The sequence below is a fragment of the Niallia sp. Kr1 genome, from assembly GCF_050389805.1.
Taxonomy (GTDB): Bacteria; Bacillota; Bacilli; order Bacillales; family Cytobacillaceae; genus Bacillus_BD.
This window is the reverse complement of the sequence record NZ_CP130945.1, coordinates 3,130,836-3,155,081: the sequence shown is the minus strand read 5'-3', so window position 1 is coordinate 3,155,081 and position 24,246 is coordinate 3,130,836. Positions and strand designations below refer to the sequence as shown.

The 24,246-nt window shown below is 34.9% G+C and carries 24 protein-coding genes; 21 read left to right on the top strand and 3 right to left on the bottom strand.

Annotated elements, in window-relative coordinates; translation table 11 throughout:
* The first annotated feature begins 206 nt into the window (after positions 1 to 206).
* The 10 genes from Q5760_RS15425 to Q5760_RS15380 all read left to right on the top strand — a co-directional run bounded on the left by Q5760_RS15425 (position 207) and on the right by Q5760_RS15380 (position 8,446).
* A complete protein-coding gene (locus Q5760_RS15425) occupies positions 207 to 392 on the top strand; it encodes a hypothetical protein (RefSeq protein WP_428908523.1) in 186 nt (61 codons plus the stop codon).
* Positions 393 to 561: 169 nt separating this feature from the next.
* Positions 562 to 747 carry a cold-inducible protein YdjO-related protein gene (locus Q5760_RS15420; protein ID WP_428908522.1) on the top strand — a complete coding sequence of 62 codons (186 nt, stop codon included), beginning with the start codon at positions 562 to 564 and terminating at the stop codon, positions 745 to 747.
* A gap of 94 nt (positions 748 to 841) precedes the next feature.
* Positions 842 to 988: a hypothetical protein gene (locus tag Q5760_RS15415; protein WP_428908521.1), complete on the top strand. Its 147-nt coding sequence runs from the start codon at positions 842 to 844 to the stop codon at positions 986 to 988.
* A 788-nt stretch (positions 989 to 1,776) separates the two neighbouring features.
* Positions 1,777 to 3,927, top strand: a complete 2,151-nt coding sequence (locus Q5760_RS15410) for a transglycosylase domain-containing protein (protein ID WP_428908520.1) — start codon at positions 1,777 to 1,779, stop codon at positions 3,925 to 3,927.
* Positions 3,928 to 4,028: 101 nt separating this feature from the next.
* Positions 4,029 to 5,105 carry a branched-chain amino acid aminotransferase gene (locus Q5760_RS15405; RefSeq protein ID WP_428908519.1) on the top strand — a complete coding sequence of 359 codons (1,077 nt, stop codon included), beginning with the start codon at positions 4,029 to 4,031 and terminating at the stop codon, positions 5,103 to 5,105.
* Between the two features lie 33 nt (positions 5,106 to 5,138).
* Entirely contained in the window at positions 5,139 to 5,921 is a 783-nt protein-coding gene (locus Q5760_RS15400; RefSeq protein ID WP_428908518.1) for an HAD family hydrolase, read from the top strand.
* Between the two features lie 79 nt (positions 5,922 to 6,000).
* Positions 6,001 to 6,312 (top strand): iron-sulfur cluster assembly accessory protein, encoded by a 312-nt coding sequence (locus Q5760_RS15395; protein ID WP_428908517.1) that lies wholly within the window; start codon positions 6,001 to 6,003, stop codon positions 6,310 to 6,312.
* A 165-nt stretch (positions 6,313 to 6,477) separates the two neighbouring features.
* Positions 6,478 to 7,290, top strand: coding sequence for a uroporphyrinogen-III synthase (locus Q5760_RS15390; protein WP_428908516.1), 813 nt, complete (start codon positions 6,478 to 6,480; stop codon positions 7,288 to 7,290).
* A 75-nt stretch (positions 7,291 to 7,365) separates the two neighbouring features.
* Positions 7,366 to 7,803, top strand: coding sequence for a peptidylprolyl isomerase (locus tag Q5760_RS15385; RefSeq protein ID WP_428908515.1), 438 nt, complete (start codon positions 7,366 to 7,368; stop codon positions 7,801 to 7,803).
* Between the two features lie 169 nt (positions 7,804 to 7,972).
* Entirely contained in the window at positions 7,973 to 8,446 is a 474-nt protein-coding gene (locus Q5760_RS15380) for an N-acetyltransferase (RefSeq protein ID WP_428908514.1), read from the top strand.
* A 6-nt stretch (positions 8,447 to 8,452) separates the two neighbouring features.
* Here Q5760_RS15380 and Q5760_RS15375 read toward each other — a convergent pair whose 3' ends face one another.
* Both Q5760_RS15375 and Q5760_RS15370 read right to left on the bottom strand, forming a co-directional pair.
* Positions 8,453 to 8,581, bottom strand: coding sequence for a hypothetical protein (locus tag Q5760_RS15375; RefSeq protein WP_428908513.1), 129 nt, complete (start codon positions 8,579 to 8,581; stop codon positions 8,453 to 8,455).
* Positions 8,582 to 8,642: 61 nt separating this feature from the next.
* Entirely contained in the window at positions 8,643 to 9,575 is a 933-nt protein-coding gene (locus Q5760_RS15370; protein ID WP_428908512.1) for a manganese-dependent inorganic pyrophosphatase, read from the bottom strand.
* 298 nt (positions 9,576 to 9,873) lie between these two features.
* On the opposite strand from Q5760_RS15370, the gene Q5760_RS15365 reads away from it, so the two are divergent.
* From Q5760_RS15365 to Q5760_RS15325, 9 genes are all read left to right on the top strand, one after another.
* On the top strand, positions 9,874 to 10,383 hold the full coding sequence (locus Q5760_RS15365) for an HD domain-containing protein (RefSeq protein ID WP_428908511.1): 510 nt from the start codon (positions 9,874 to 9,876) through the stop codon (positions 10,381 to 10,383).
* Positions 10,384 to 10,469: 86 nt separating this feature from the next.
* Complete coding sequence (locus Q5760_RS15360; protein ID WP_428908510.1) at positions 10,470 to 10,925, top strand: CoxG family protein; 456 nt, start codon at positions 10,470 to 10,472, stop codon at positions 10,923 to 10,925.
* 279 nt (positions 10,926 to 11,204) lie between these two features.
* Entirely contained in the window at positions 11,205 to 12,014 is an 810-nt protein-coding gene (locus Q5760_RS15355; protein WP_428912596.1) for a pyruvate, water dikinase regulatory protein, read from the top strand.
* Between the two features lie 5 nt (positions 12,015 to 12,019).
* Positions 12,020 to 14,692 (top strand): pyruvate, phosphate dikinase, encoded by a 2,673-nt coding sequence (gene ppdK, locus Q5760_RS15350; RefSeq protein ID WP_428908509.1) that lies wholly within the window; start codon positions 12,020 to 12,022, stop codon positions 14,690 to 14,692.
* A gap of 101 nt (positions 14,693 to 14,793) precedes the next feature.
* Positions 14,794 to 15,789, top strand: a complete 996-nt coding sequence (locus Q5760_RS15345) for a zinc-dependent alcohol dehydrogenase family protein (RefSeq protein WP_428908508.1) — start codon at positions 14,794 to 14,796, stop codon at positions 15,787 to 15,789.
* A 64-nt stretch (positions 15,790 to 15,853) separates the two neighbouring features.
* A complete protein-coding gene (locus Q5760_RS15340) occupies positions 15,854 to 16,363 on the top strand; it encodes a dUTP diphosphatase (RefSeq protein ID WP_428908507.1) in 510 nt (169 codons plus the stop codon).
* Positions 16,364 to 16,609: 246 nt separating this feature from the next.
* On the top strand, positions 16,610 to 17,359 hold the full coding sequence (locus Q5760_RS15335) for an exodeoxyribonuclease III (protein ID WP_428908506.1): 750 nt from the start codon (positions 16,610 to 16,612) through the stop codon (positions 17,357 to 17,359).
* Between the two features lie 343 nt (positions 17,360 to 17,702).
* A complete protein-coding gene (locus Q5760_RS15330; protein ID WP_428908505.1) occupies positions 17,703 to 20,249 on the top strand; it encodes a helicase-related protein in 2,547 nt (848 codons plus the stop codon).
* A 138-nt stretch (positions 20,250 to 20,387) separates the two neighbouring features.
* Positions 20,388 to 20,702 carry a metal-sulfur cluster assembly factor gene (locus tag Q5760_RS15325; protein WP_428908504.1) on the top strand — a complete coding sequence of 105 codons (315 nt, stop codon included), beginning with the start codon at positions 20,388 to 20,390 and terminating at the stop codon, positions 20,700 to 20,702.
* 46 nt (positions 20,703 to 20,748) lie between these two features.
* On the opposite strand, the gene Q5760_RS15320 is transcribed toward Q5760_RS15325, so the two are convergent.
* The gene (locus Q5760_RS15320; protein WP_428908503.1) at positions 20,749 to 21,525 is read right to left on the bottom strand and encodes an IclR family transcriptional regulator; all 777 of its coding nucleotides are present in this window, start codon (positions 21,523 to 21,525) and stop codon (positions 20,749 to 20,751) included.
* A 294-nt stretch (positions 21,526 to 21,819) separates the two neighbouring features.
* On the opposite strand from Q5760_RS15320, the gene Q5760_RS15315 reads away from it, so the two are divergent.
* Positions 21,820 to 23,307, top strand: coding sequence for an aldehyde dehydrogenase (locus tag Q5760_RS15315; protein WP_428908502.1), 1,488 nt, complete (start codon positions 21,820 to 21,822; stop codon positions 23,305 to 23,307).
* Between the two features lie 117 nt (positions 23,308 to 23,424).
* Positions 23,425 to 24,204, top strand: coding sequence for a 2-keto-4-pentenoate hydratase (locus tag Q5760_RS15310; RefSeq protein WP_428908501.1), 780 nt, complete (start codon positions 23,425 to 23,427; stop codon positions 24,202 to 24,204).
* The last annotated feature ends 42 nt before the right edge of the window (positions 24,205 to 24,246 follow it).

Sequence of the window (24,246 nt, the reverse complement as noted above, 5' to 3'; positions counted from 1 at the left end):
TGTAGAAGTTTGTCAATTTTAATATGTATTAATTAGTAAATAATAAATTTTGTGAAATTTTTAAATTATTGCAGGAAAATAGTGAAGAAAGGTCGTATAATTACAATAAAGAGAATAGAATTTAATATGAGAAAAAAGCTGTATATTACATTGTTTTTATTCATAAGTATATATTAACGAATGTGACAATAGAAGGGGTAGGTATTATGCCTAGCAAACAACTTGTTGACCTTGTAAATAAGTTAAAAAGCTCTGGAATCCAGATAAGTTTTACAAAGCCGCGTTCAAAAATGGTGCTGCACCTTTACAATGATTTGGGGACATCAGATGAATACAAAGATTACTCATGTCAAAATAAAAACAGAGACCGTTCTTTATTTGAGTATATATAGGAAAAGGGCAAGGTGGGGGACATCGTTGCCCTTTGTTTTTTACTGCTTTTGGGATGTTTAACATTATCTTTAAATAATTTAATGATATTTGTCTATACTAGTAATGAACAAAAATTACCATTCATGTTATTTCGTATGTTATGTTAAATGATACATAGGGGTGATAACCATGTTTTTTAACAGAAAAGGGCAGGATGACAAGTTAGAAAATATCATGGAAGATATTGAGGTCTATTCATGTATGGATACAGGATGTAACGGATGGATGCGAAAAGATTTTGCATCAGCGGATCTAAAATGTCCTTTATGCGGAAATGAAATGACAATGGAGATACGAGAACTTCCGAAAATTTAAACTACACTTTAAAAGTGTAGTTTATTTTTGTATGCTAACAATGAAAACTATAATTCACAGAATCTTCACATTTAAAGCGTTTACAAATTAAAAAATGGTGTATAATAAAGGTGTAGAAAAGATACAAACAAAAAAGAAAAACTTAACACTTTTGGAGGCTCAACCATATAGTGTTCGTTTCGTTCAAGAAAAACGAAATATCTATATTTTAATCAATCTTAAGATAAGTTTAAAAGATTGATAAAGGTGAGCTTTAACAACTTAATACAAGGGAGGAATTCAAACGGTCAGAGCAAAATATTAAGTCTATAATGAAGTAACATTTACTTTAAACTCATGTTATAAGTGTAAACAAATTCAACAACACTGAAAAAGTTTATTAGGAAGACATTAAATACGGTAATATAAAAACTTGGAACTAAAGTAACAAGTACCATTGTTATAAAGGTTTATAATTTGAAATCAAAGTAACCAAAGCCAAGATTATAAGAGATTATAATTTGAAGCAAAATGGTACTAAGATCAAGATTATAAAAAGCTGAACTAGCAAGAAAACAGTTCCAGTAAAAATCTTTGTAAGTTTTAAAATGACATGAAGTAAGAAAAATGTTGCAAAATACGCTTAATAAACTAACTCTTGAACCAAAAAATCATTTTACCAAGTTTAGTGAAATATCGTTTCACTAAGGAAAATGGTTGGAATCCTATTCAATACCCTTGATCTAATAAATATCGATAGGGAAATCGATATTTATGAATCAAATTGAATTGCGAAACAAACACACATTAGCTGAAAAGCTAAAAATGAATGAGGTAACTCAGTTCAAAATTTGAAGTGTTCGCAAATCAGCTGATGATGGTTGGGTCTCCAAAAGTGTTAAACATAAAAGTCCTATAGTATAGGGCTTTTTTTTTATTCATTTTCTATTTTTGCTTTTGTTTGAAATAATCCTCTTGAATGATATGTGTTAAAATTAAGGTGAAACTTAAAAGCACTATTTACATATAGGGAGATGAAGGAATCGTTTAATGGAAAAGTTAAAGCCGGTTTTGACATGGATGAAACGATATTGGAATAAATTTAGTCCACCTATTACTCAGTGGTTGCTAAAATTGTTCAATAAACTGAAATATTATTGGAAAAAAGTACATCTCACGCAAATTTTAATATTGGGCGTTTTAACTGTAACTCTTACTACCATTGTGTTTTTTGCGTATACAGCCTCAAAGGCAAATGTTCAATCACTCCAAGAAGGATTATCGCAAACAACCATTATTCATGACAACATGGGAAATGTAGCTGCAAAAGTCGATGCTAACCGAACAGAAGGAGTGAATGTTAAAGATTTGCCCGATCACGTATCAAATGCAGTCATTGCCATTGAGGATTGGCGGTTTAAGGAACATAATGGGTTTGATGTAATGGGTATAACACGGGCTTTTATTAAAAACTTATTGGCTGGAGAAATTACAGGTGGCGGTAGTACGATTACCCAGCAATTAGCCAAAAATGCTCTTCTTTCACATGAACAAACACTCCGAAGGAAAGTGGAAGAATTATTTTTGGCTGTTGAAATTGAAAAACATTATACAAAAGATGAAATTTTAAGCATGTATTTAAATCAAGTTTATTTTGGAAGTGGCGCTTGGGGAATTGACCATGCCTCAATGAAATATTTTAATAAAAATATTAAAGAAGTTTCGATTAGTGAAGCTGCAATGCTCGCTGGTTTATTACAATCGCCTTCTGCATTAGATCCTTATAAACATTATGAACGAGCTATGAATCGACGGGATGTTGTGCTTAATCGTATGAAAGAACTCGAAATGATTACAGAAGAACAATTCATATCTGCGAAAAACGAAAAAATCGTGTTAGAAGATGGTGGAGAAAGTTATATCAAGCGTGAATATCCGTACTATGTAGATGCTGTCATCGATGAAGCCATTTCAAAGTATGGCTTGACACAGGAAGAGATCATCACAAGAGGCTATCATATATACACGGAAATGGATCAAAATCTTCAATCCTCATTAGAGAAGGTATATAACAATAAAGCAAACTTTCCAACGGGAAAAGGGGATACACTTGTTCAAAGTGGAGCCGTTTTGCTTGATCCTAAAACTGGAGGAGTTCGTGCTTTAGTTGGCGGTCGGGGGGATTATGTTTTTCGAGGGTTTAATCGAGCGACACATATGAAAGTCCAGCCTGGCTCAACGTTAAAACCTCTTGCCGTATATACCCCTGCATTAGAGGAAGGTTATGAACCTACATCCGTTTTAAAAGATGAGAAGATGACTTTTGCGGATTATGCACCAACAAATGTCACTGGTACGTACCAAGGTGAGGTACCGATGTATAAGGCCGTAGAGCAATCGATCAATCTGTCAGCTGTTTGGTTATTAAATGAAATCGGCTTAGAGAAAGGGATTGACATGCTTGGGAAATTCGGGATTCCACTTGAACCAGAGGATCATTATTTAGGGATTGCTTTAGGGGGAATGAGTAAAGGTGTGTCCCCATTACAATTAGCGGAAGCCTATTCCACTTTTGCAAATGATGGCAAAAGAGAAGAGGGGCATTTAATAAGCAAAATTGAAGGACCAACTGGGAAGGTAATTGCTGAATATGATCCCGTAACGGTGAGAGTTACGACTAAAAAAGTAGCAAATGAAATGACTTCTATGCTCCTTGGTGTTGTAGAAGAAGGGACAGGAAAAGGAACAAAAATACCTGGCGTACAAATTGCAGGGAAAACAGGTTCTACACAATTACCTTACCAAGATCTTAATGGAACGAAAGATCAGTGGTTTGTCGGGTATACCCCTAATCTAGTCGGAGCTGTATGGCTAGGCTACGATAAAACGGATCGGGAGCATTATCTGCAATCGGGCAGTTCTAAAACGGTAGTGCCGTTATTCAAAACGATCATGGAACAATCGCTTCCATATATTGAAAAAGAAGAATTTGAGGTCAAATCCATCCAGTCTTCTTTAAAAGAAAAAGAATTGAATAAAGATAAGCAAGAGGAGCCACTTAAAGATCAAACGAATAAGCTAAAAGAAAAAATAAAAGAAGAAGCTCCAAAGTGGAAAGAAAAGCTGAAGCATGGTTCGAAAGATCTAGAGGAATTCGGTGAAAAGCTAAAAGAACAATTTGAAGATATCTTAAATAATTAAATATTTACAAAAAATCTTTAAAAATCTATATTTTGTGATAAAGTATTACTATTAGAAATTCAATATATATGAGTTTAGATATTAGATAGGAGAAGAAGATCATGTCAAACGAACAATTAACCATTATTCAAACTGAAAATCACAAACAAAAGCCTGATTTTGAACATCTTGAATTCGGGAAAGAATTTACAGATCATATGTTTGTGATGGATTATACAACAGATTTAGGATGGCATGATGCACGGATCATCCCTTATCAACCCCTTTCACTCGACCCATCTGCTATGGTTTTTCATTACGGACAAACCGTTTTTGAAGGTTTAAAAGCTTATTATACAGAGGACGGGAACATTTTACTGTTTAGACCTGATAAAAACATGCAGAGACTAAATCAATCAAATGATCGTTTATGCATCCCGGAAATTGATGAAGCTTTAGCATTAGATGCATTGAAAGAACTTATTAAAATAGACCATGAATGGGTGCCAAAAGTAAAAGGGACTTCATTATATATTCGTCCATTTATCATTGCGACTCAAGCCTCATTAGGTGTACATCCTTCTGAATCTTACCAATTTATTATCATTATGTCACCAGTTGGTTCTTACTATAAAGAAGGAATTAAGCCAATTAAGATTGCAGTTGAAAGTCGTTATGTACGTGCAGTAGCTGGTGGAACAGGACAAGCAAAAACAGCAGGAAACTATGCATCTAGTTTAAAAGCTCAAGAAGTTGCGGACGAAGAAGGTTATTCTCAAGTTCTATGGCTTGATGGGGTAGAGAGAAAATACGTTGAAGAAGTAGGCAGTATGAATATATTCTTCAAAATCAATGGTGAAGTCATCACCCCTGCACTAAATGGAAGCATCCTCCCGGGTATTACAAGAGATTCGATTTTACATTTGTTAAGACATTGGAATGTACCTGTTGTTGAACGTAAAATTTCAATGGAAGAAATCTATCAAGCCTATAAAGATGGTCTACTAGAAGAAGTATTTGGTACAGGAACAGCGGCTGTCATTTCGCCAGTTGGTGAACTATATTGGGAAGATAAAAAGTTAGATATCAATGATGGAGAAATTGGCGAATTATCTTTAAAATTATATAACACATTAACAGGGATTCAACTTGGAAAAGAAGAGGATATCTTTGATTGGACAGTTGAAGTAAAAAAATAGAAATACGAACTAAATGGGGAGAGGGATTCCTAAATGATTGAAGCGATATTTTTTGATCTTGATGATACACTTCTTTGGGATCAAAAAAGTGTAAAAGAGGCTTTTGTATCTACTTGTCAATTAGCTTCCGAAAAATATAATGTTGATGTAGACAAGCTAGAAAATTCAGTTCGAGAAGAAGCCAGAAAGTTGTATTCAAGTTATGAAACATATCCATTTACGCAAATGATCGGGATCAATCCTTTTGAAGGACTCTGGGGTAATTTTTTAGACGATACAGATGATTTTCGTAAATTAAAAGAAATTGCACCTCAATATCGAAAAGATGCGTGGAGAAATGGATTGTTGGGTTGTGGAATTGATGATGAAAAATATGCGGCATTTTTAGCAGAGAAGTTTCCAGAAGAACGACGCCGCAAACCATTTGTCTATGATGATTGTTTTTCTGTTTTAGATCAACTAAAAGGAAACTATAAACTATTACTTTTAACAAACGGTTCCCCTGATCTTCAAAATACAAAGTTAACGATTACTCCAGAAATAGTGCCGTACTTTGACGAAATCGTTATATCTGGAGCATTTGGAAAGGGGAAACCCGATCCATCCATTTTTGATCACGCACTTTCGCTGCTTAACATTAATAAGGAAGCAGCCATTATGGTCGGTGATAATCTAATGACGGATATCCTTGGAGCAAAACAGGCTGGAATTCGTTCGGTTTGGATTAACCGTCATGGTAAAGAGCGGAATGAGGTAATTCCTGACTATGAAATTAACCATTTAAGTGAATTGTTGAGTTTGTTAGAGCGTTTGTAAAAAATACAGAAATCATTTTGCAAATAAAGAGAGAAAATGAGATTATTTTTGTATTCTGTTTTGATTGGAGATTTTGTAGATGAAATGTAAAATTAACCGTCATGCTGCTAAAGTTCTTAAAGAAATGATTGCAAGAGAAGGGGATACGGGTAAATTACTGCGTGTTTACATTACTCATATGCATGGGGATCATGCTCATTATGATCTTCGCTTCGATGAGCCAACAGAGTTTGATGAAATGGTTAAAACGGACAAAGACATTGACATTCTTCTTGATACGAGAGAAGAGTTTTTAGATGGTGTTTGGATTCAATACTATTATGTTCCGCAAGAGGGATTTGTCATAACAAATCCAGTAAAGGATCGCCTTAATCACGGGCACCACCATTAAGAAGAGCCTCGGTTATAAAACCGAGGTTTATTTTTTACTCATAAGTTTACATATAAAATATTATGTAAATTTAATAGTTAAATCTTTAAATCATTGTGATTAGTTCTATAAAAAAGTGTTGAAATATGTGAAAATAAACATGATCAATAAAAAAGGAGATATAAAATGGGAAACGGATTAGCAGGGAAACATGTGGTGTTAGGGGCGACAAGGAAAACCGATGAGATGATGACGTTAATACAGAAACAAGGTGGAACTGCCAGTGTTCGCTCTTTACAAGGAACAGTTTTTAAAGCTGGAAATGAGATTGAAAAGGATATTAGAGCTTTTGTTGAAAATGGGGCTGATTGGGCAATTATTACAACAGGAATTGGATTAGAAACATTGCTTGAACAAACCGATAAACTTGGATTGCATGAAAAATTTATTGAACAGTTATCAAAGACAAAGATTGCCTCAAGAGGGTATAAAACGACCGCTGCATTAAAAAGGTTAAACTTACAGGCAGTCGTTTCTGATGATGACGGGACGACTCAAAATTTAATCCATAAAATGCAAGATTTATGCTTAGAAAATAAAAAAATAGTCGTACAATTGCACGGGGAAAAGGCTCCATCGTTAATTGAGTTTTTAGAAACAAAGGGTGCTCATGTTACGTATTTGCTTCCTTATATACATGTGGCTCCAGAACAAGAAACATTGGAAAGAGTCTGTGATGAAATTTTAAATAATAAGGTAGATGCTGTTTGTTTTACAACCGCAATACAGGTCCATTGGTTATTAGATTTTGCAAAAAAGAAAGAATTCTATAAAGATATACTATCTGCTTTTAATGAAGGGAAAACCATTGCAACAGCCGTAGGAAAAGTAACCGCTGCAGCTTTGAAAGAAGAAGGGGTTAGACGATTAGTGGTACCAAAACATGAAAGAATGGGAGCGATGATTGTAGAATTAGCTCAATTTTTTGATAGAAGTTAGGACAAATTTTTGTGAAATGAGTTAAATAATGGTATGATTATACGTGTTTTACTAATCATAAAGGAGATGCATAAAATGTCTAAAAAAGGATACATATTAATGCAAAACGGTGAAAAAATTGAATTTGAATTATATCCAAATGAGGCTCCTGGTACAGTAGCAAACTTTGAAAAGCTTGCAAATGAGGGCTTTTATAATGGACTTACATTCCATCGTGTGATTCCAGGCTTTGTAAGTCAAGGAGGTTGTCCACATGGAACAGGAACAGGTGGACCTGGATATACAATTAAATGTGAAACAGAAGGAAATCCTCATACGCATGAAGTAGGTTCTTTATCCATGGCCCATGCAGGAAGAGATACTGGTGGAAGTCAATTTTTTATTGTGCATGAACCACAGCCACATTTAAATGGTGTACATACTGTATTTGGAAAAGTAACTTCCGGAATGGATACAGTATTAGCCATGAAAAATGGTGATGTAATGGAAAAAGTAGAAGTTATCGAAGCATAAATTTTATATTGAAAAGGGTGACAGGCACCTTCCATTTTATGGAAGGTGCCTGTCACCCTTTTTTTAGTAATTTATAATTATACATTTTTATGATTAAATATTGACTTTTTGAGAAAATCGAGTATGATTAAAACAAATTATTGATATTATGGTAAGGTGAGGACGAAATATGGTTGAAATTAGAAGGGCAAAAATTGCTGATGTTGATAGCCTATTTGAATTAATTAATATTTATTCAAATAAAGGGATTGTACTGCCAAGAACTAAAAAGTCTTTGAGCCAAAATATTTTTTCGATCTTTGTGGCAGATGTCGATCATCGTGTAGTTGGAACTGCGAGCTTAGCAATTTTAGATAAAGATTTAGCGGAAATTCGTTCCCTTGTTGTGGATGATTCAATGACAAAATTAGGGATTGGGAAGTTGTTAGTGGAAAAGATAATAGAAGAAACGAAGCGAGTTGGTATTGATAAATTAATATCCCTCACCTATCAAGTTGATTTTTTTAAAAAATGTGGTTTTGAAGTAACTGTAAAGGATACAATGCCGCAAAAAGTATGGCAGGATTGCATTAACTGTCCAAAATTACACAACTGTGATGAAATTGCAATGGTCTATCATGTTAAAGATAAAATATTTGCTTAAAGCTTTTCAAAAAAAAGAGGTTACAGGAATCCGTCCTATAACCTCTTTTTCGATGACTTGCGCGCCAGCGCCTAGTGAACTTTCCGCTTTTTCTTCATCGATTGTGTCAATATCGATTGTCACTGTCGTGCTCATCATGTTTCCTTTATCACAAGCGTTAAATATTTACGAAAAGTTGCAGCGTCCGCTTTTGTTATTATATTGCTTTAATGGTGTCTGTTAATACTGGAACAATTTGTTTTTTACGAGAAACAACACCTTTTAAAATCGCTGTGTTATTATCTAATTCAACATTGAACGCTGATTCAACAGCATTTGTTAGCTTACCAAGCGCTAGTCCAACAGAATCGTTTGTTAAAATATCTGTTACCACGAATAAAAATAGATCAAGGTTTTCATTGGCGATAACTTCTTGAATGGCCTCTTCGATTTCTTTTTGACGAGATAGAACATCTTCTGTATCAACAGCATTGACTTGAGCGATTTTCACTTTGGATTCACCCATCTCAAACCCTTTAGCATCAAGTGTAATTAATTGCTCAATGGTTTTATCGCTTAAATCCGCACCTGCTTTTAACATTTCTAAACCATATTTCTCAGGGTCAACACCAGCAATATCTGCTAATTCACGAGCAGCTGCAATATCTTGTTCTGTACAAGTTGGAGATTTGAATAATAGGGAATCTGAAATAATGGCAGATAACATTAATCCAGCAATTTCCTTTTTCACTTTAATGCCATTTTCTTTATATAATTTGTTTAAAATGGTAGCTGTACATCCCACAGGTTCTGCACGGTAGTACAGCGGATCGCTTGTTTGGAAATTGGCAATACGGTGATGATCAATTACTTCCAAAATACGAACCTCATCAATATCATCTGCACTTTGTTGACGTTCATTATGATCAACTAAAATGACTTGTTTCGCTTCTTGAGCTACCTTTTCAACTAAACGTGGTACATTTACTTGAAAATGCTCTAAAGCATATTTCGTTTCACTGCTAATTTCCCCAAGACGGACAGGCTCTGCATTCACGCCAAGTTCGGACTTTAAGTTTGCATAGGCAATGGCTGAACAGATTGTGTCAGTGTCAGGATTTTTATGTCCAAATACGAGTACTTTTTCCATTTCTGTGCTCCTTATATGTAATTATTACTTTTATCATGATCAATAAAAGCATCATTCAAACAATATCTTACCATATTAAAACTGAATTTTTAACCATATTTTAATAATTTATTGAGAATACGCCCCGTATGTATGGACATGCTAAAGTTTTAAAAATATGATGATAAAAACAAATTAGTTGAATGGATTTCCAATCTAAAGTAGTATAGAAAAAATCACTTCATTATATGGTCTAAAAGGGTCTGGAACGACTTTTTGTAAAAAATATACCTGTTCTAAAGAGTTGGAGGGAAAGTGTATGAGAGATGTAACATTAGTAGATATTTTTAACCATCATATCGCTCAAAAATACGTGAATCGTTCTGGACTTGTCCATGCTATTGCAGTTGCCTATCATGCATTTCAACTTGCAAAAGAACAAGGCATTGATACAGATAGCGCAGCAAAAGCTGGTTTTTTGCATGATATTGGTCATTTTACATGGTATAAAAATGGGAAATGGGATTATGATTTATATCGAAAAAATGATATTCATGCGATTAAAGGAGCGGAAAGAGCTCATAAATTATTAATCCGTCTTGGTGAAAATCCGATAAAGGCAAAAGAAATTGCTTTGGCCATCCTTTTTCATACAGATTCCTATATTCCGGGCGGAGAGATTATTCGAACTCCTCTACAAGAGATTGTGAAAGAAGCGGATGAGAAGGATGAAGAACCAGGAGGCAATCATCATTATCGCCGGATGGATCGTAACCGGGCTCTTCGTTTGTTACAAAGATTAGACAGAAAAATTGATCAATCAGTATAGTAATTTAACTTTAATGAAAGACATATTCATCACTTAATGAGAATAAACCTTTATAATGGGGAAATTCATAAGAGGGGGGATTGAATATGTCTTCACATACATTTCAGACGGTTGTTAAAATACCAAATGAAACTTTATGGATTTTTTTACATTCAAAGGAAAATTGGCATCAGGTAATCCCTGGATATATTTCACATGAATTCATTTCAGACAAAGTTTCAACATGGAAAGTAAAAAGTAATTTTGGATTAATCAAGAAAAAAATTCATTTTAAGGCGCAAATAATCGATTGGAAAGAATTTGAAAAAATTACCTTTCGTATTACGGGGATAAGTGACAAATTTAATGGACATGGACGGATTGAAACCATTAAATTATCTAATCACAAGACAAGTATTGCAGTTGCGTTTCAACTAACAGCAGAGGGTTCGATTGCTAAGTTAATAAAACCCTTTCTAAAAAGTTCTATTCCGGAAATGTCTGAGGAAAGTAAATATGAGTTTGAACAGTTAATAAAGAAAGTCGCAACAAACCATTCATAACAAGCAACATAATTAACTTTTTGAGATAGATATAGCTTAAAATTAGGCTAATAATCTATCTTTTTTGTTATTTAAAAATAATAAATCTATTATTTTATGAAAAAGTGAAAAAATTATCATAAAAAACAGTACACGAATAAAACTAAATGTGTTATTCTATATTCGTAAAAAGTATAACATATTTAAAATACATAGAAATTAATGGAGATGATACACACTAGGATACATTTTATTCACTTTTAATATTTTATTTCCATTGAAGAAAAGGTTGTGAGCGTTATCAAATCTGAAGAGGTTGTTTATGTTGTTTCAGATTCAGTTGGAGAAACGGCTGAATTTGTTGTGAAAGCTGTGGCGGCACAATTTAATGGCGGTAATATTGATATTCGTCGCTATGCCTTCGCAGAGGATATAGAAGATATAGAAGAGATTATTAATATCGCGAGCCATAATCATTCGATCATTGCGTATACACTAGCGATTCCAGAATTAAAAAAATATATGGATCAACGTGCAACAGAAGAAGGAATTATGGCTGTTGATATTATGCAACCACTAATTGAAGTGTTTATGAAAAAATTTAATAAACAGCCGAATCGTCAACCGAAGCTGTTAAGACAACTAGATGATGAGTACTTTAGAAGGGTTGAGGCAATTGAATTTGCGGTGAAATATGATGATGGACGTGATCCGCGTGGAGTTGTACGCGCAGATATCGTATTAATCGGTGTTTCTCGAACATCAAAGACGCCCTTATCGATGTATTTAGCACATCAAGGCTATAAAGTAGCGAATGTTCCATTAGTTCCAGAAGTTTCTCCGCCAGAAGAATTGTTTCAAATTCCACGAAACAAATGTGTTGGACTCATCATCAATCCGGATAAGTTAAATGAAATCCGAAAAGAACGTTTAAAAGCTTTAGGTCTGAGATCCGAGGCAAATTATGCTAGTTTAGAACGAATCCTAGAGGAACTTGAATATGCAGAAAAAATCATGAAGCGTGTAGGTTGCCCTGTTATAAATGTGGCAAACAAAGCGGTTGAAGAAACAGCGGGTCTTGTTATCGACATTTTAAAGAAAAGAGGTTAAAAATAGTGACTAAATTTGTATATTTGTTTAATGAAGGAAATAGTGAAATGAAAAATCTACTAGGTGGAAAAGGAGCCAATTTAGCTGAAATGACGAATATTGGTTTACCTGTTCCATTTGGTTTTACGATTTCAACACAAGCTTGTAATGATTATTATCAAGCAGGAAAACAAATTTCTAAAGAAGTAAAAGAACAAATCGATGTAGCACTAGATGCGTTAGAAGAAAAAGCAGGCAAAAAGCTGGGAGATACTTCTAATCCGTTACTCGTTTCTGTTCGTTCTGGTTCTGTTTTTTCCATGCCTGGAATGATGGATACGGTATTAAATTTAGGTATGAATGATGATACAGTGGAGGCTGTGGCTAGACTTACAAATAACCCACGTTTTGCGTATGATTCCTATCGTCGCTTTATCCAAATGTTTAGTAATGTAGTACTCGAAATTGATGGGTTCTACTTTGAGCAGTACCTTGAAGAAACAAGAGAGAAAAAAGGCTACCATTCTGACCCAGAATTAACTGCAGAAGATTGGAAAGAGGTAATCGCAGGATATAAAGAAATCGTAAAAAAACATAATAAAATAGATTTCCCTCAAGATCCAATTGAGCAATTATATTTAGCAATTAATGCTGTATTTGACTCTTGGAATAACCAACGGGCGATTGTTTACCGTCGTTTGAATAAAATTCCTGATCATTTAGGAACAGCTGTAAATATCCAAAGTATGGTATTTGGTAATATGGGAAATGATTCTGGAACTGGAGTTGCGTTTACACGGGACCCTTCCACTGGAAAAAATGTCCTTTATGGAGAATATTTAATTAACGCACAAGGTGAAGATGTTGTTGCTGGAATTCGGACACCTCAAGAGATTCATGTATTAAAACAAGATATGCCCGAAGTTTATGATAAGTTTGTTGCTACATGCGAATTACTTGAGAAACATTATAAAGATATGATGGATATTGAGTTTACGGTTGAACGTGGTGTCCTGTATATTCTGCAATGCCGTGTAGGAAAAAGGACAGCTCAAGCAGCAATTAAAATTGCCGTTGAGATGGTAAAAGAGGGTCTTATTGATCAAAAAACAGCACTTCTTCGCGTGGATCCAGATCAATTAAATCAATTATTGCATCACCGTATTGATGAATCTTCAGAACGTACTCGTTTGGCCAAAGGTTTACCAGCATCACCAGGAGCAGCAACAGGTGCTGTCGTGTTTGACGCTGATGAGGCTGAAAAGTTAGGAAATGATGGAAAGAAAGTCATTCTTGTACGTCCAGAAACAACTCCTGACGATCTTCATGGGATGATCTATGCACAAGGGATCGTTACGAGTCGAGGTGGAATGACGAGCCATGCCGCTGTAGTGGCACGTGGAATGGGGAAAGCGTGTATTTGTGGCTGTGAAGCATTAAAAATCGATGTAAAAGCTCAACAGATTACAGTTGGTGACTTCGTTGTTAACTATGGCGATATTATTACAATCGATGGTTCAACAGGTGAAATTATGCTGGGTGAAATTCCGATGATCGATCCAGAACTTTCGGAAGAATTCCAACAATTATTATCTTGGGCTGATGAAGCAAGATATTTAGGTGTTCGTGCCAATGCAGATAATCCAGCAGATGCAAAAAAAGCACTAGAATTTGGTGCAGGAGGTATCGGTCTTTGCCGTACAGAGCATATGTTTACAGACCCAACACGAACTCCAATTGTGCAAGAAATGATTTTGGCTGATAATCTAGAAGATCGATTGACTGCTTTAGATAAATTACTACCAATGCAACAAGGTGATTTCGAAGGAATATTTGAAGCCATGCAAGGACATCCAGTGACGATTCGTTTGCTTGATCCGCCAATGCATGAGTTTTTACCTGATAAAGAAGAATTATTAGTTGAGGTAACGAAATTACAGATAACAGCACCAAATTCAGATGAATTGAAAGAAAAAGAATTCTTATTGAAAAAGGTGAAAGAGTTAGCTGAGATAAACCCGATGCTAGGACACCGAGGGTGTCGTTTAGGTGTAATTTTCCCGGAAATCTATGAAATGCAAGCAAAAGCCATTTTCAATGCGGTGATTACCTTAACGGAAAAAGGCATTCCAGTTAAACCAGAAATCATGATTCCGCTAGTTGGTCATGTGAATGAGTTAAAGTTGATGAAACAAGTGGTTGAAGATACGGCTGAAAAGGTAAAAGAAGAAACAGGAATTGGTTTTGATTATTTAGTCGGTACGATGATTGAAATTCCACGGGCGGCTTTAACGGCTGATCAAATTGCCGAAGAAGCTGATTTCTTTTCATTTGGTACAAATGATTTAACGCAAACAACTTTTGGTTATAGCCGTGATGATGCAGAAGGTAAGTTCTTGCAATCTTATATTGAGCAAAAGGTACTACCAGAAAATCCATTTGCAGTTCTAGACCAACAAGGCGTTGGTAAACTAGTAGAAACAGGTGTGAAACTAGGTCGTTCTGTTAAACCAAAATTGAAAACAGGCATTTGTGGCGAGCACGGTGGGGAAAAGAGCTCCATTGAATTCTGTTACAAAGCAGGCTTAGATTATGTAAGCTGTTCTCCATATCGTGTACCTTTAGCTCGCTTAGCTGCAGCACAAGCAACAATTCGTCATGAACAATCAGAAAATAAAGTACCTGAGCTTTCAAAATAAGAAAAATAGAAGATGGAGAAGGGCACCCAATTTTGGGTGCTTTTTTCTCTCTTTTCCATGATACAATAGAAACAGACATTTTTTAAGGAGTGTTCATACATATGAAGGCACAAGTGATTCGTTCGTTTGGTGATGCAAATGTTTTTCAATTAGAAGACCTTCCTGTACCAAGGGTTTTGGCAGGACATGTATTAATTGAAGTAAAAGCAACAAGTGTGAATCCAATCGATACAAAAGTTAGAAGTGGGGCAGTACCTGCTGTATCCCCAGACTTACCAGCTGTCCTCCACGGTGATGTTGCGGGGGTTGTTCGTGAAGTTGCAGAGGATGTAACTAATTTTAAACAAGGTGACGAGGTCTATGGTCTTGCAGGTGGTTTTAAAGGCATGGGCGGTGCGTTAGCACAGTACATGTTAGTAGACGAAAGACTGATCGCACATAAACCGAAGAATATAACAATGGAAGAAGCAGCTGCCATTCCACTCGTTACACTCACAGCGTGGAAAGCTCTATTTCAACGTGCTAAAATTGGAGAACATGATGAAGTTTTAATACATGGTGCAGCAGGAGGAGTGGGTCATATTGCCATTCAATTAGCGAAGTGGATAGGTGCGACCGTCTATACAACTGCCTCTAATCAAGCAAAACTTCAAATTGGAAAAGATCTTGGTGCTGACGTGGCTATTAACTACAAAAAATCTTCAGTTCAAGAATATATCGATCGGTATACAAATGGAAAAGGGTTTTTCACAATTTTTGATACTGTAGGGGGACAAAATCTGGATAACTCTTTTGCAGCTGCGGCAAAACATGGGACAATTGTTACGATTGCAGCAAGATCGACTCATGATTTAACTCCACTACATTCAAAAGGGTTAACTTTCCATGTAGTATTTTTATTATTAGATGTTTTAAATGATACGCATCGAAAAGAGCTTGGGGAAACATTGAAGAAGATAACGAACATCATTGAACAAGGAAAGTTAAAACCACTGATTGATTCAAACGTATTTTCGTTTGACGAGGTTACTGAAGCCCATCAATACTTAGAATCAGGTCAAGCAGTGGGGAAAATTGTTTTAGTTAATAAATGGTAAGGTTTTTAATCATTTATGAACTGCGATAAGGGAAAAATAAGAGATAAAAAAGGATGAAAAAAGAATGAATGTTAAAAAACTCAGTGAAATGCAACGAGTTCTTGATGATCGAATTATTCAAGAGCATGGACTAGAAGGAAAAGACCTTGAAGATAATAAAATTTTGGCATTATTAGTGGAAATTTGTGAATTAGCAAATGAAACTAGATGCTTCAAACATTGGAGCAATAAAGGACCAAGTGAACAAAATATATTACTAGAGGAATACGTAGATTCATTGCATTTCTTCTTAAGTATTGCAAACTACAGACAGTATGATGTGGATCGACTATATGATGCATATATGACGAATTTTGGAGCGGAACAAGCAACCACCTCACTGGTAACTGCCTTTAAAGAAATAATGGGAAAAATCTTAAAGATGGAACAAAACCAAGATTCCTATTATTATATCGATGCATTTGCAACCTATTTAAATATCGGTAAAATGCTCGGCTTTACATGGGAACAAATCCAACAAGGATATATAGAAAAAAATGAAATTAACCATAAACGACAAGATAATGGGTATTAGGCATTAACTTCATTCAGTAAAGGCTTTTGTACCGAAAGCTTGCTACAGGTACAGAAGTCCCTCACTTCAAAGATTAGCATGATGATTATAAAAAACACCTTGATTCAGTTGGATTTCACCCCAACTGAAATGAAGTTAAGTCTCCGGCGGATGCCACGGATTTTTTAAGGGGAATTTATCGTGTGAGCTCGAAAAAATCCGGGCGCAAATTCGACGGGTGAATTTGATCGTAGTAAGGGGAAAGAAATGAAATTAGTATCGTGGAATGTAAATGGCATTCGTGCATGTGTGAAAAAAGGATTTTTAGATTATTTTCAAAAAGTAGACGCTGACATCTTTTCGATTCAAGAAACGAAATTACAAGAAAATCAAATATTACTAGAATTAGATGGATATCATCAATTTTGGAATTATGCGGAGCGGAAGGGTTATTCAGGAACAGCCGTTTTTACAAAGAAAAAGCCATTGGCTGTTCAATATGGAATACAATTAGAAGAACCGGATAATGAAGGTCGAGTTATTACATTAGAATTTGAGGACTTCTATTTAGTAAATGCATATACACCAAATTCAAAGCGTGATTTATCGAGATTAGGATATCGCTTAATTTGGGAAGATGCCATGAAGGCTCATTTATTGAAATTAAATGACCATAAACCCGTTATTTTTTGCGGAGATTTAAATGTTGCCCATAATGAGATAGATTTAAAAAATGCGAAACCAAATATCGGAAACTCTGGTTTTACCGATGAAGAAAGAGGAAAGTTCTCTAGTTTACTAGAAGCTGGATTTATTGATAGTTTTCGCTATTTATATCCAGACCGAACAGACTCCTATACATGGTGGAGCTATATGAATAAAGTTCGTGAGCGGAATATCGGGTGGCGTATTGATTATTTCGTACTTTCAGAAAGTCTGGCATCTTCCATTAAAGACGCAGATATCCATCACGAAGTACTTGGCAGTGATCATTGTCCAATTATATTAGAAATGTAATATTGAAGGAGGAGATCGTTTATGGATCTCCTTTTTTATATGGGATGTATTAAAGGTTCATGTTATTTTGGACTACTGTTGAATAATGAAAGGTACGAAGATTGCTGTAGAAGCGAAATGTCATGAACTTCAATCAACAACCGAGCTTACAGACATACATGTAAAATTCTAATACAAAATGGGATGATATTTAAAAGTAATCCACAGATATTTCAGGATAGAATTTTTTATATAAATAATCAATCATGGTTAAGAAATACTAATAGCATAATCAATCGACGCGGAGGAACAAATGTTCTATAATAAAACAAAGCAAGATAATAAATGAAGAGGGGGGAACAGAATGAAAAAGCTTGAAGTGATCTATCCAGATGCGGTTGAGCATACAAAACAGAAGGTTCATCATGATATTATTCAGTTTTTAAAAACAAAGGAGGAACTGCCCGATTTTCATGAATATTTAATGACGCGTAAACAATATGTAGAACAAATTTGGATAAATGTTTGGGTCAACAAGGCAAATAATGGAACACCCCGTTATGAGAAAAAGCAATATTTAGAACAAAGAGGCTTTGAAGTGGATGGAGTCGATAAAAAAACTATTAATAAGCTATTTAGGCAAGAAATTAAAGGTTATCACCCTTTTCAGATTGAAGATTGGCTGATTCAAATATTTTCTTATCAAGAAACATGGCATGAACTGTACATACAAGCAAGAGAGCTTTATAAACAGGAGCTTGAAAAACAAGCATTTGAAAAAGAGAAACAAAAATTGATTGAAGAAATGGATGATGTTCAAAAGATTTTGAGCAATCATTTTTCCCAAATTTATATACATATTCGAAAAAAAATCGCAGATAAATTAAAACTTGATTTTCAAACCAATCTAAAATATCAACATATGGATCCATGGAGAATCGAAGAAAGGTTAATACCAGAAGGTTCATTTCAGCCCCTTGATTATGAAACAATGGGAGATTTTTTTCAAGAACTTACTGGCAAGATTGTTTTTGATCATGATCAGCAAGAATATGAATACGAGTACTATTTTGACGATTATCAGAAATATATTTTTGATCAAGTTTATAAAACAGCAATTGAAACAGTAAAAAGACAGTTAAAAAACGATGTATTCAATAAATATGACAATAAAATAGTTGATTCAACTCTTTCTGTAATGATTTCAGACGAAAGTATGGAGTTGTGTGACGAGATCATCCCTCTTATTTATGACGAACGGGTTTCAGATTTATTAAAATTAGCGGATATTCCTTTTGAAGAACAAAAGCATGAACAAATTTGGCTTGAGGATATTAGACTGAGAGAACAGCGTAAAGCTGAAGCCAAAGCAGAACTTCAGCGCAAAAAAGAAGAAGAGAGACGAATTATCAATGAAATTTTCGCTGTAGAATATAATCCCTCCCCTAGAAAACAAGTTCGGTATATTTTACATATTGGTGAAACCAATACGGGCAAAACATATCACGCACTACAGAAAATGATGAATGCTGAAAGTGGTATTTATTTGGCCCCTCTAAGATTATTGGCACTTGAAGTGTATGATTATTTAAATGCAAGTGGAGTGCCTTGCTCGTTAAAAACGGGTGAGGAAGAAAAAATTCAAATGGGTGCTCGTCATATTTCTTGTACAGTTGAAATGTTCCATGAGAAAGATCCTTATCAGGTGGTGGTTATTGATGAGGCACAAATGATATCAGATAAAGATCGAGGATTTTCATGGTATAAGGCCATTACAAAAGCACAAGCAGAGGAAGTTCATATAATTGCAAGCCGAAATACGAAAGATATGCTGGTCCAATTATTAGGAGATGTAGATGTCGAAATTCACGAATATAAGAGAGATATCCCTTTAAAAGTAGAAAACAAGGAATTTAAATTGAAGAGCGTCAAAAAAGGAGATGCTTTAATTTGTTTTTCTCGAAAACGAGTCCTTGAAACGGCATCAAGACTGCAGAATAGCGGTCATACAGTAAGTATGATATATGGAAGTATGCCTCCTGAAACCCGAAAAAAACAGGTTGAACGATTTAATAAGGGTGAAGCAAAGATTATCGTTGCGACAGATGCGATTGGGATGGGATTGAATTTACCGATTCAAAGAATTGTTTTTTTAGAAAATCAAAAATTTGATGGGACTTCAAGACGGTTGCTTAAATCACAAGAGGTAAAGCAAATTGCTGGACGTGCAGGTAGAAAAGGAATTTATGATATCGGAAAGGTTGCCTTTACAGAAAGTATTGAATCGATGAAGAGATTGTTACAAGAAGATGATGAGCCTCTCCAAACCTTTACAATCGCCCCAACGAATCAGATTTTTGAACGATTTCAAAAATACTATCGTGATCTTGGAATGTTTTTTGATCTATGGGATAAGTTTAAAAGTCCTAAAGGAACAAAAAAAGCATCTTTAACTGAAGAAAAAGAGTTATATAAAATCATTCGTGGTTCTGAATTAGAAGCAAGACTATCAATTATTGATTTATATGGTTTACTCCATTTGCCTTTTTCAACCAGAGAACCAGAACTCATTAAACAATGGAAGAATACAGTGGAGGCTATTGTAGAGAAAAGAGCTTTGCCCAAACCGAAAATTAAAAAACGAACATTAGAAGACTTGGAGTTGACTTATAAAGCAATTGGGCTTCATTTATTATTTTTATATCGATTAGATGAACGTACACAAAGTATCTATTGGGAAAGGGTTCGAGAGGAAATAAGTGATCTAGTCCATGAGAAATTACAAACAGAAGTTAAGACGATGAAAAAAAGATGTAGAACTTGTAATAAAGTCTTACCATGGGACCATCGCTTTCAAATTTGTGAATCGTGCTATCGACAAAAATATGTGAACGATTATAGGTATTATTAAGAGACTTTGCACAAAACTATAGAAAAATAATGATTTATATCACAATGACGGTTTATTCTATATGGTACATTAAATGAGAAATATTATCATTAAAATTTATTAATGTTATGAATTAACCATTGAGTAGAGGTGAATGGAATGAGTGAAGAATTAGTTAATCGTATTTATGAGGTACTGGAAGAGGTTCTAGATCCAGAGTTAGGGATTGATATAGTTAATTTAGGATTGGTCTATGAAGTCGTTGTTGATGAAGAAAAAAAGGCGTTCATTAAAATGACGATGACATCGATGGGATGTCCGATGGCTGGCCAGATTCTAGCAGATGCAAAAATGAAATTGTCCATGAACATAAAGGAATTAACAGATATACAAATTGATATTGTTTGGAATCCACCATGGGGAAAAGAGCGGATGTCGCGTTATGCAAAAATTGCATTAGGAATTCCAGAATAGAAAGAAGAAAGACACTCAAGGTTGCCTTAAGTGTCTTTTCTTTTGATTATTCTCGATAACCTAAGTTTTCAGAGATCTCTTTACATGCCACTTTTATTTTTTTAGCGATTGAGGGGATTTTATTGCGATGGATCCTTTGAATGGGACCAACGACTGATAAGGCACTTACTACTTTACCTGTGTAATCGTAAATAGGTGCTGCAATCGTGATCACTCCTTCAGAAAACTCCTCAATACTATATGCATAACCGTCTTTGCGAATTTGTTTTAGATGTTCTCGTAATTGGTCAGGATCGGTAATCGTATTTTTTGTATACTGATTTAAACCACCTGCGATAATTTTTTCTACAATGTAATTGCTTGAGTAAGCCATTAATACCTTTCCAGAGCTGGTACAATATGCAGGATTGCGTTTGCCAATATGAGTTAAAAACCTTACTGGGTGCGAACATTCAACTTTTTGTAAATAGACGACATCTAAATGATCAAAAATCGAGATGTGCGCCGTTTCGCCTATTTGTTCTACTAATTTATTTAGTATAGGTTGTGATTCACGATACACATCAATATTACTGTTCAAAACACCGCTTAACGTCAAAATGGATAAACCGAGACGATACTTTTTCGTTTCAGGGTCTTTATCGACAAACCCCTCACTTGCTAATGTAGCCATAGTACGACTAACTGTACTCTTATTTAATTCTAATTCACTAGCGATTTCACTTACTTTTTTTTCTGGTTCTTCCATCGTAAAACTATTTAAAATTCTTAATGCGTTTTTGACAGAAGAAAGATAATTTTCTCCCCTAGTTTTCTGTTCCATAATAACTCCTCCTGAAAACTCTCCCTTAATTTCATATATCTAAACAATGTTTTTCTATATGAAATATATCAGAAATGTTTTAAAAAATAAAGAATCAAAAATTCTCAAAATTTAGTTTTTTGATATATTTATATTTAATGTACTATAATGAATATAGTAAAAAATAAATTTATTAAAAAAATAATTTATAGTTTCACATAGAGCAACAAGGGAGTTGTATATGAAACTCGCAAGCGTTATCATATGATTAGTTAAAGATTTCTATATTGTTTAAATATAAGGAGGAATTCGAAAATGGCAGTTGAAACTAAAAACTCTGTTGTTGAACGTATTGTAGAACCTTTTGATTGTTTACATTTTATTGACGGAAAATTTGTACCATCTGTAGATGGAAAAACTTTTAATAACGTAAACCCAGTAAATGAAGAAGTATATGGTACTGTTGCAGAAGGAAGTGCTGCTGATATCGATCTAGCAGTTGCAGCTGCAAAACGTGCTTTTGAAGAAGGACCATGGGGAAAAATGAGCACACAAGAACGCTCAAAAATCATCCGTAAAATTGGAGATATTCTTGAAGAAAGACAAGAAGAAATCGCACAGCTTGAATCATTAGATACAGGTAAACACCTTAAATTCTCACGTCACGTTGATGCTCCGCGTGCAGCGAAAAACTTCCATTTCTTTGCTGACTATATGATTTCTGTAGGAACAGAAGCATTCCAAGATGAAACTCATGGTGCTATCAACTATGGTTACCGTCGTCCAATCGGAGTAGTTGGATTAATCCAACCTTGGAACCTTCCATTATTCTTATTAACATGGAAATTAGCTCCAGCTCTTGCAGCAGGTTGTACAGTTGTTATTAAACCATCTGAATTAACACCAATGACTGCAACAAAATTAATGGAAATCCTTAAAGAAGCTGGCGTTCCAGACGGAGTTGTTAACTTAGTTCATGGATTTGGGCAAGGTGCTGGTAGTGCCATCAACAAACACCCTGATATCGCAGGTATCGGATTTATCGGTCAAGTATCTACAGGCGCTAAGATCATGGAAGAAGCTTCAAAAACATTGAAAAAACTTTCATTCGAATTAGGCGGTAAAAACCCTAACATCATCTTCGCTGATTCTAATCTTGATGAAGTTGTTGAAACAACGATTAAATCAAGCTTTACAAACCAAGGTGAAGTATGTGTATGCGGAGAAAACATCTTTGTTGAACGTTCCGTCTACGATGAATTCGTTGAAAAATTAGCGGCAAAAACAAGACAATTAAAAGTTGGTAATCCATTTGATATGGAGTATGACCAAGGTGCACTAGTTGCGAAAGTACATTACGATAAAGTAATGAGCTACTTCAAACTTGCTGAAGAAGAAGGAGCTACTTTCGTTACAGGCGGTAAACGTCCTGAAGGATTAGATAAAGGATATTTCGTTGAACCAACAATTATTACTGGCTTAGAATATGGTGCTCGTTGTACTCGTGAAGAAATATTTGGACCAGTTGTATCAATCATTCCATTTGATACAGAAGAAGAAGTAATTGCGATGGCAAACGATTCTCGTGTGGGATTAAGTAACACAATCTGGACAAATGATATCCGTCGTGCACACCGTGTTGCACAATCAATCGAATCAGGATTATCATATATCAACTGCTGGTTCGTTCGTGATTTAAGAACTCCATTCGGCGGTACAAAAGACAGTGGACTTGGCCGTGTTGGCGGTGTTCACAGCTGGGAATTCTACACAGAGATAACTAATATTTGTGTGAAACTATAATCTTTTATTAAATATTAATGTTGCACGGTTTTCGTTTGATGCCGTGCAACATTTGTAAGGATAAATAGCTTACAAGGATTAATGATCATACATAAATAATAGAAAGGGTGTATTTCTTTGACTAGTAAAATTGAAAAGTTTGCAGCTCAACTACTTGAAGCTGAAGCAACTCGTGTTGGAATCGATCCTTTAACTGTAGTAGATTCAGAAATTACAGTTGACGAGGCGTATTATATTCAATTAGAAAATATTAAAAAGAAATTAAATGAAGGGCAAAAAGTTGTTGGAAAGAAAATTGGATTAACTTCTGTTGCTGTTCAAAATCTATTAGGTGTTGATGAACCAGATTACGGACATCTTCTTGATACGATGGTTGTAGAAAATGGCGGAACTATTGACACAAAAAATATGCTTCAGCCAAAAATTGAAGGTGAAATTGCTTTTGTTCTGAAAAAAGATTTAAAGGGTCCTAATGTGACTGCTGTTGATGTCCTTCAAGCAACAGATTATGTATTACCAGCATTAGAAGTCGTTGATAGCCGTGTTCAAGATTGGAAAATTAAACTTCAAGATACAGTTGCAGATAATGCTTCTTCTGGCTACTACGTATTAGGTGGAAAACCAACAAAAGTTGAAGATATTGATCTTGAGCTACTTGGAATGGTTTTATATCAAAATGGTGAAATGGTAAATACGGGTGTGGGCGCTGCTGCATTAGGAAGCCCAGCCACTTGTGTTGCTTGGTTAGCTAATCGTTTAGCAGATTATGATATTACGTTAAAAGCAGGAGAAGTCATTCTATCTGGTGCTCTTTCTGGAATGGTTGTAGCAAATCCTGGCGATTCTTTCACAGCTCGATTTGCTCATTTAGGACAAGTAAGCGTTAATTTTAAATAATTGTTCGTGACTTATTATAGAGTTTAAAGCTTAAGAGGAGGA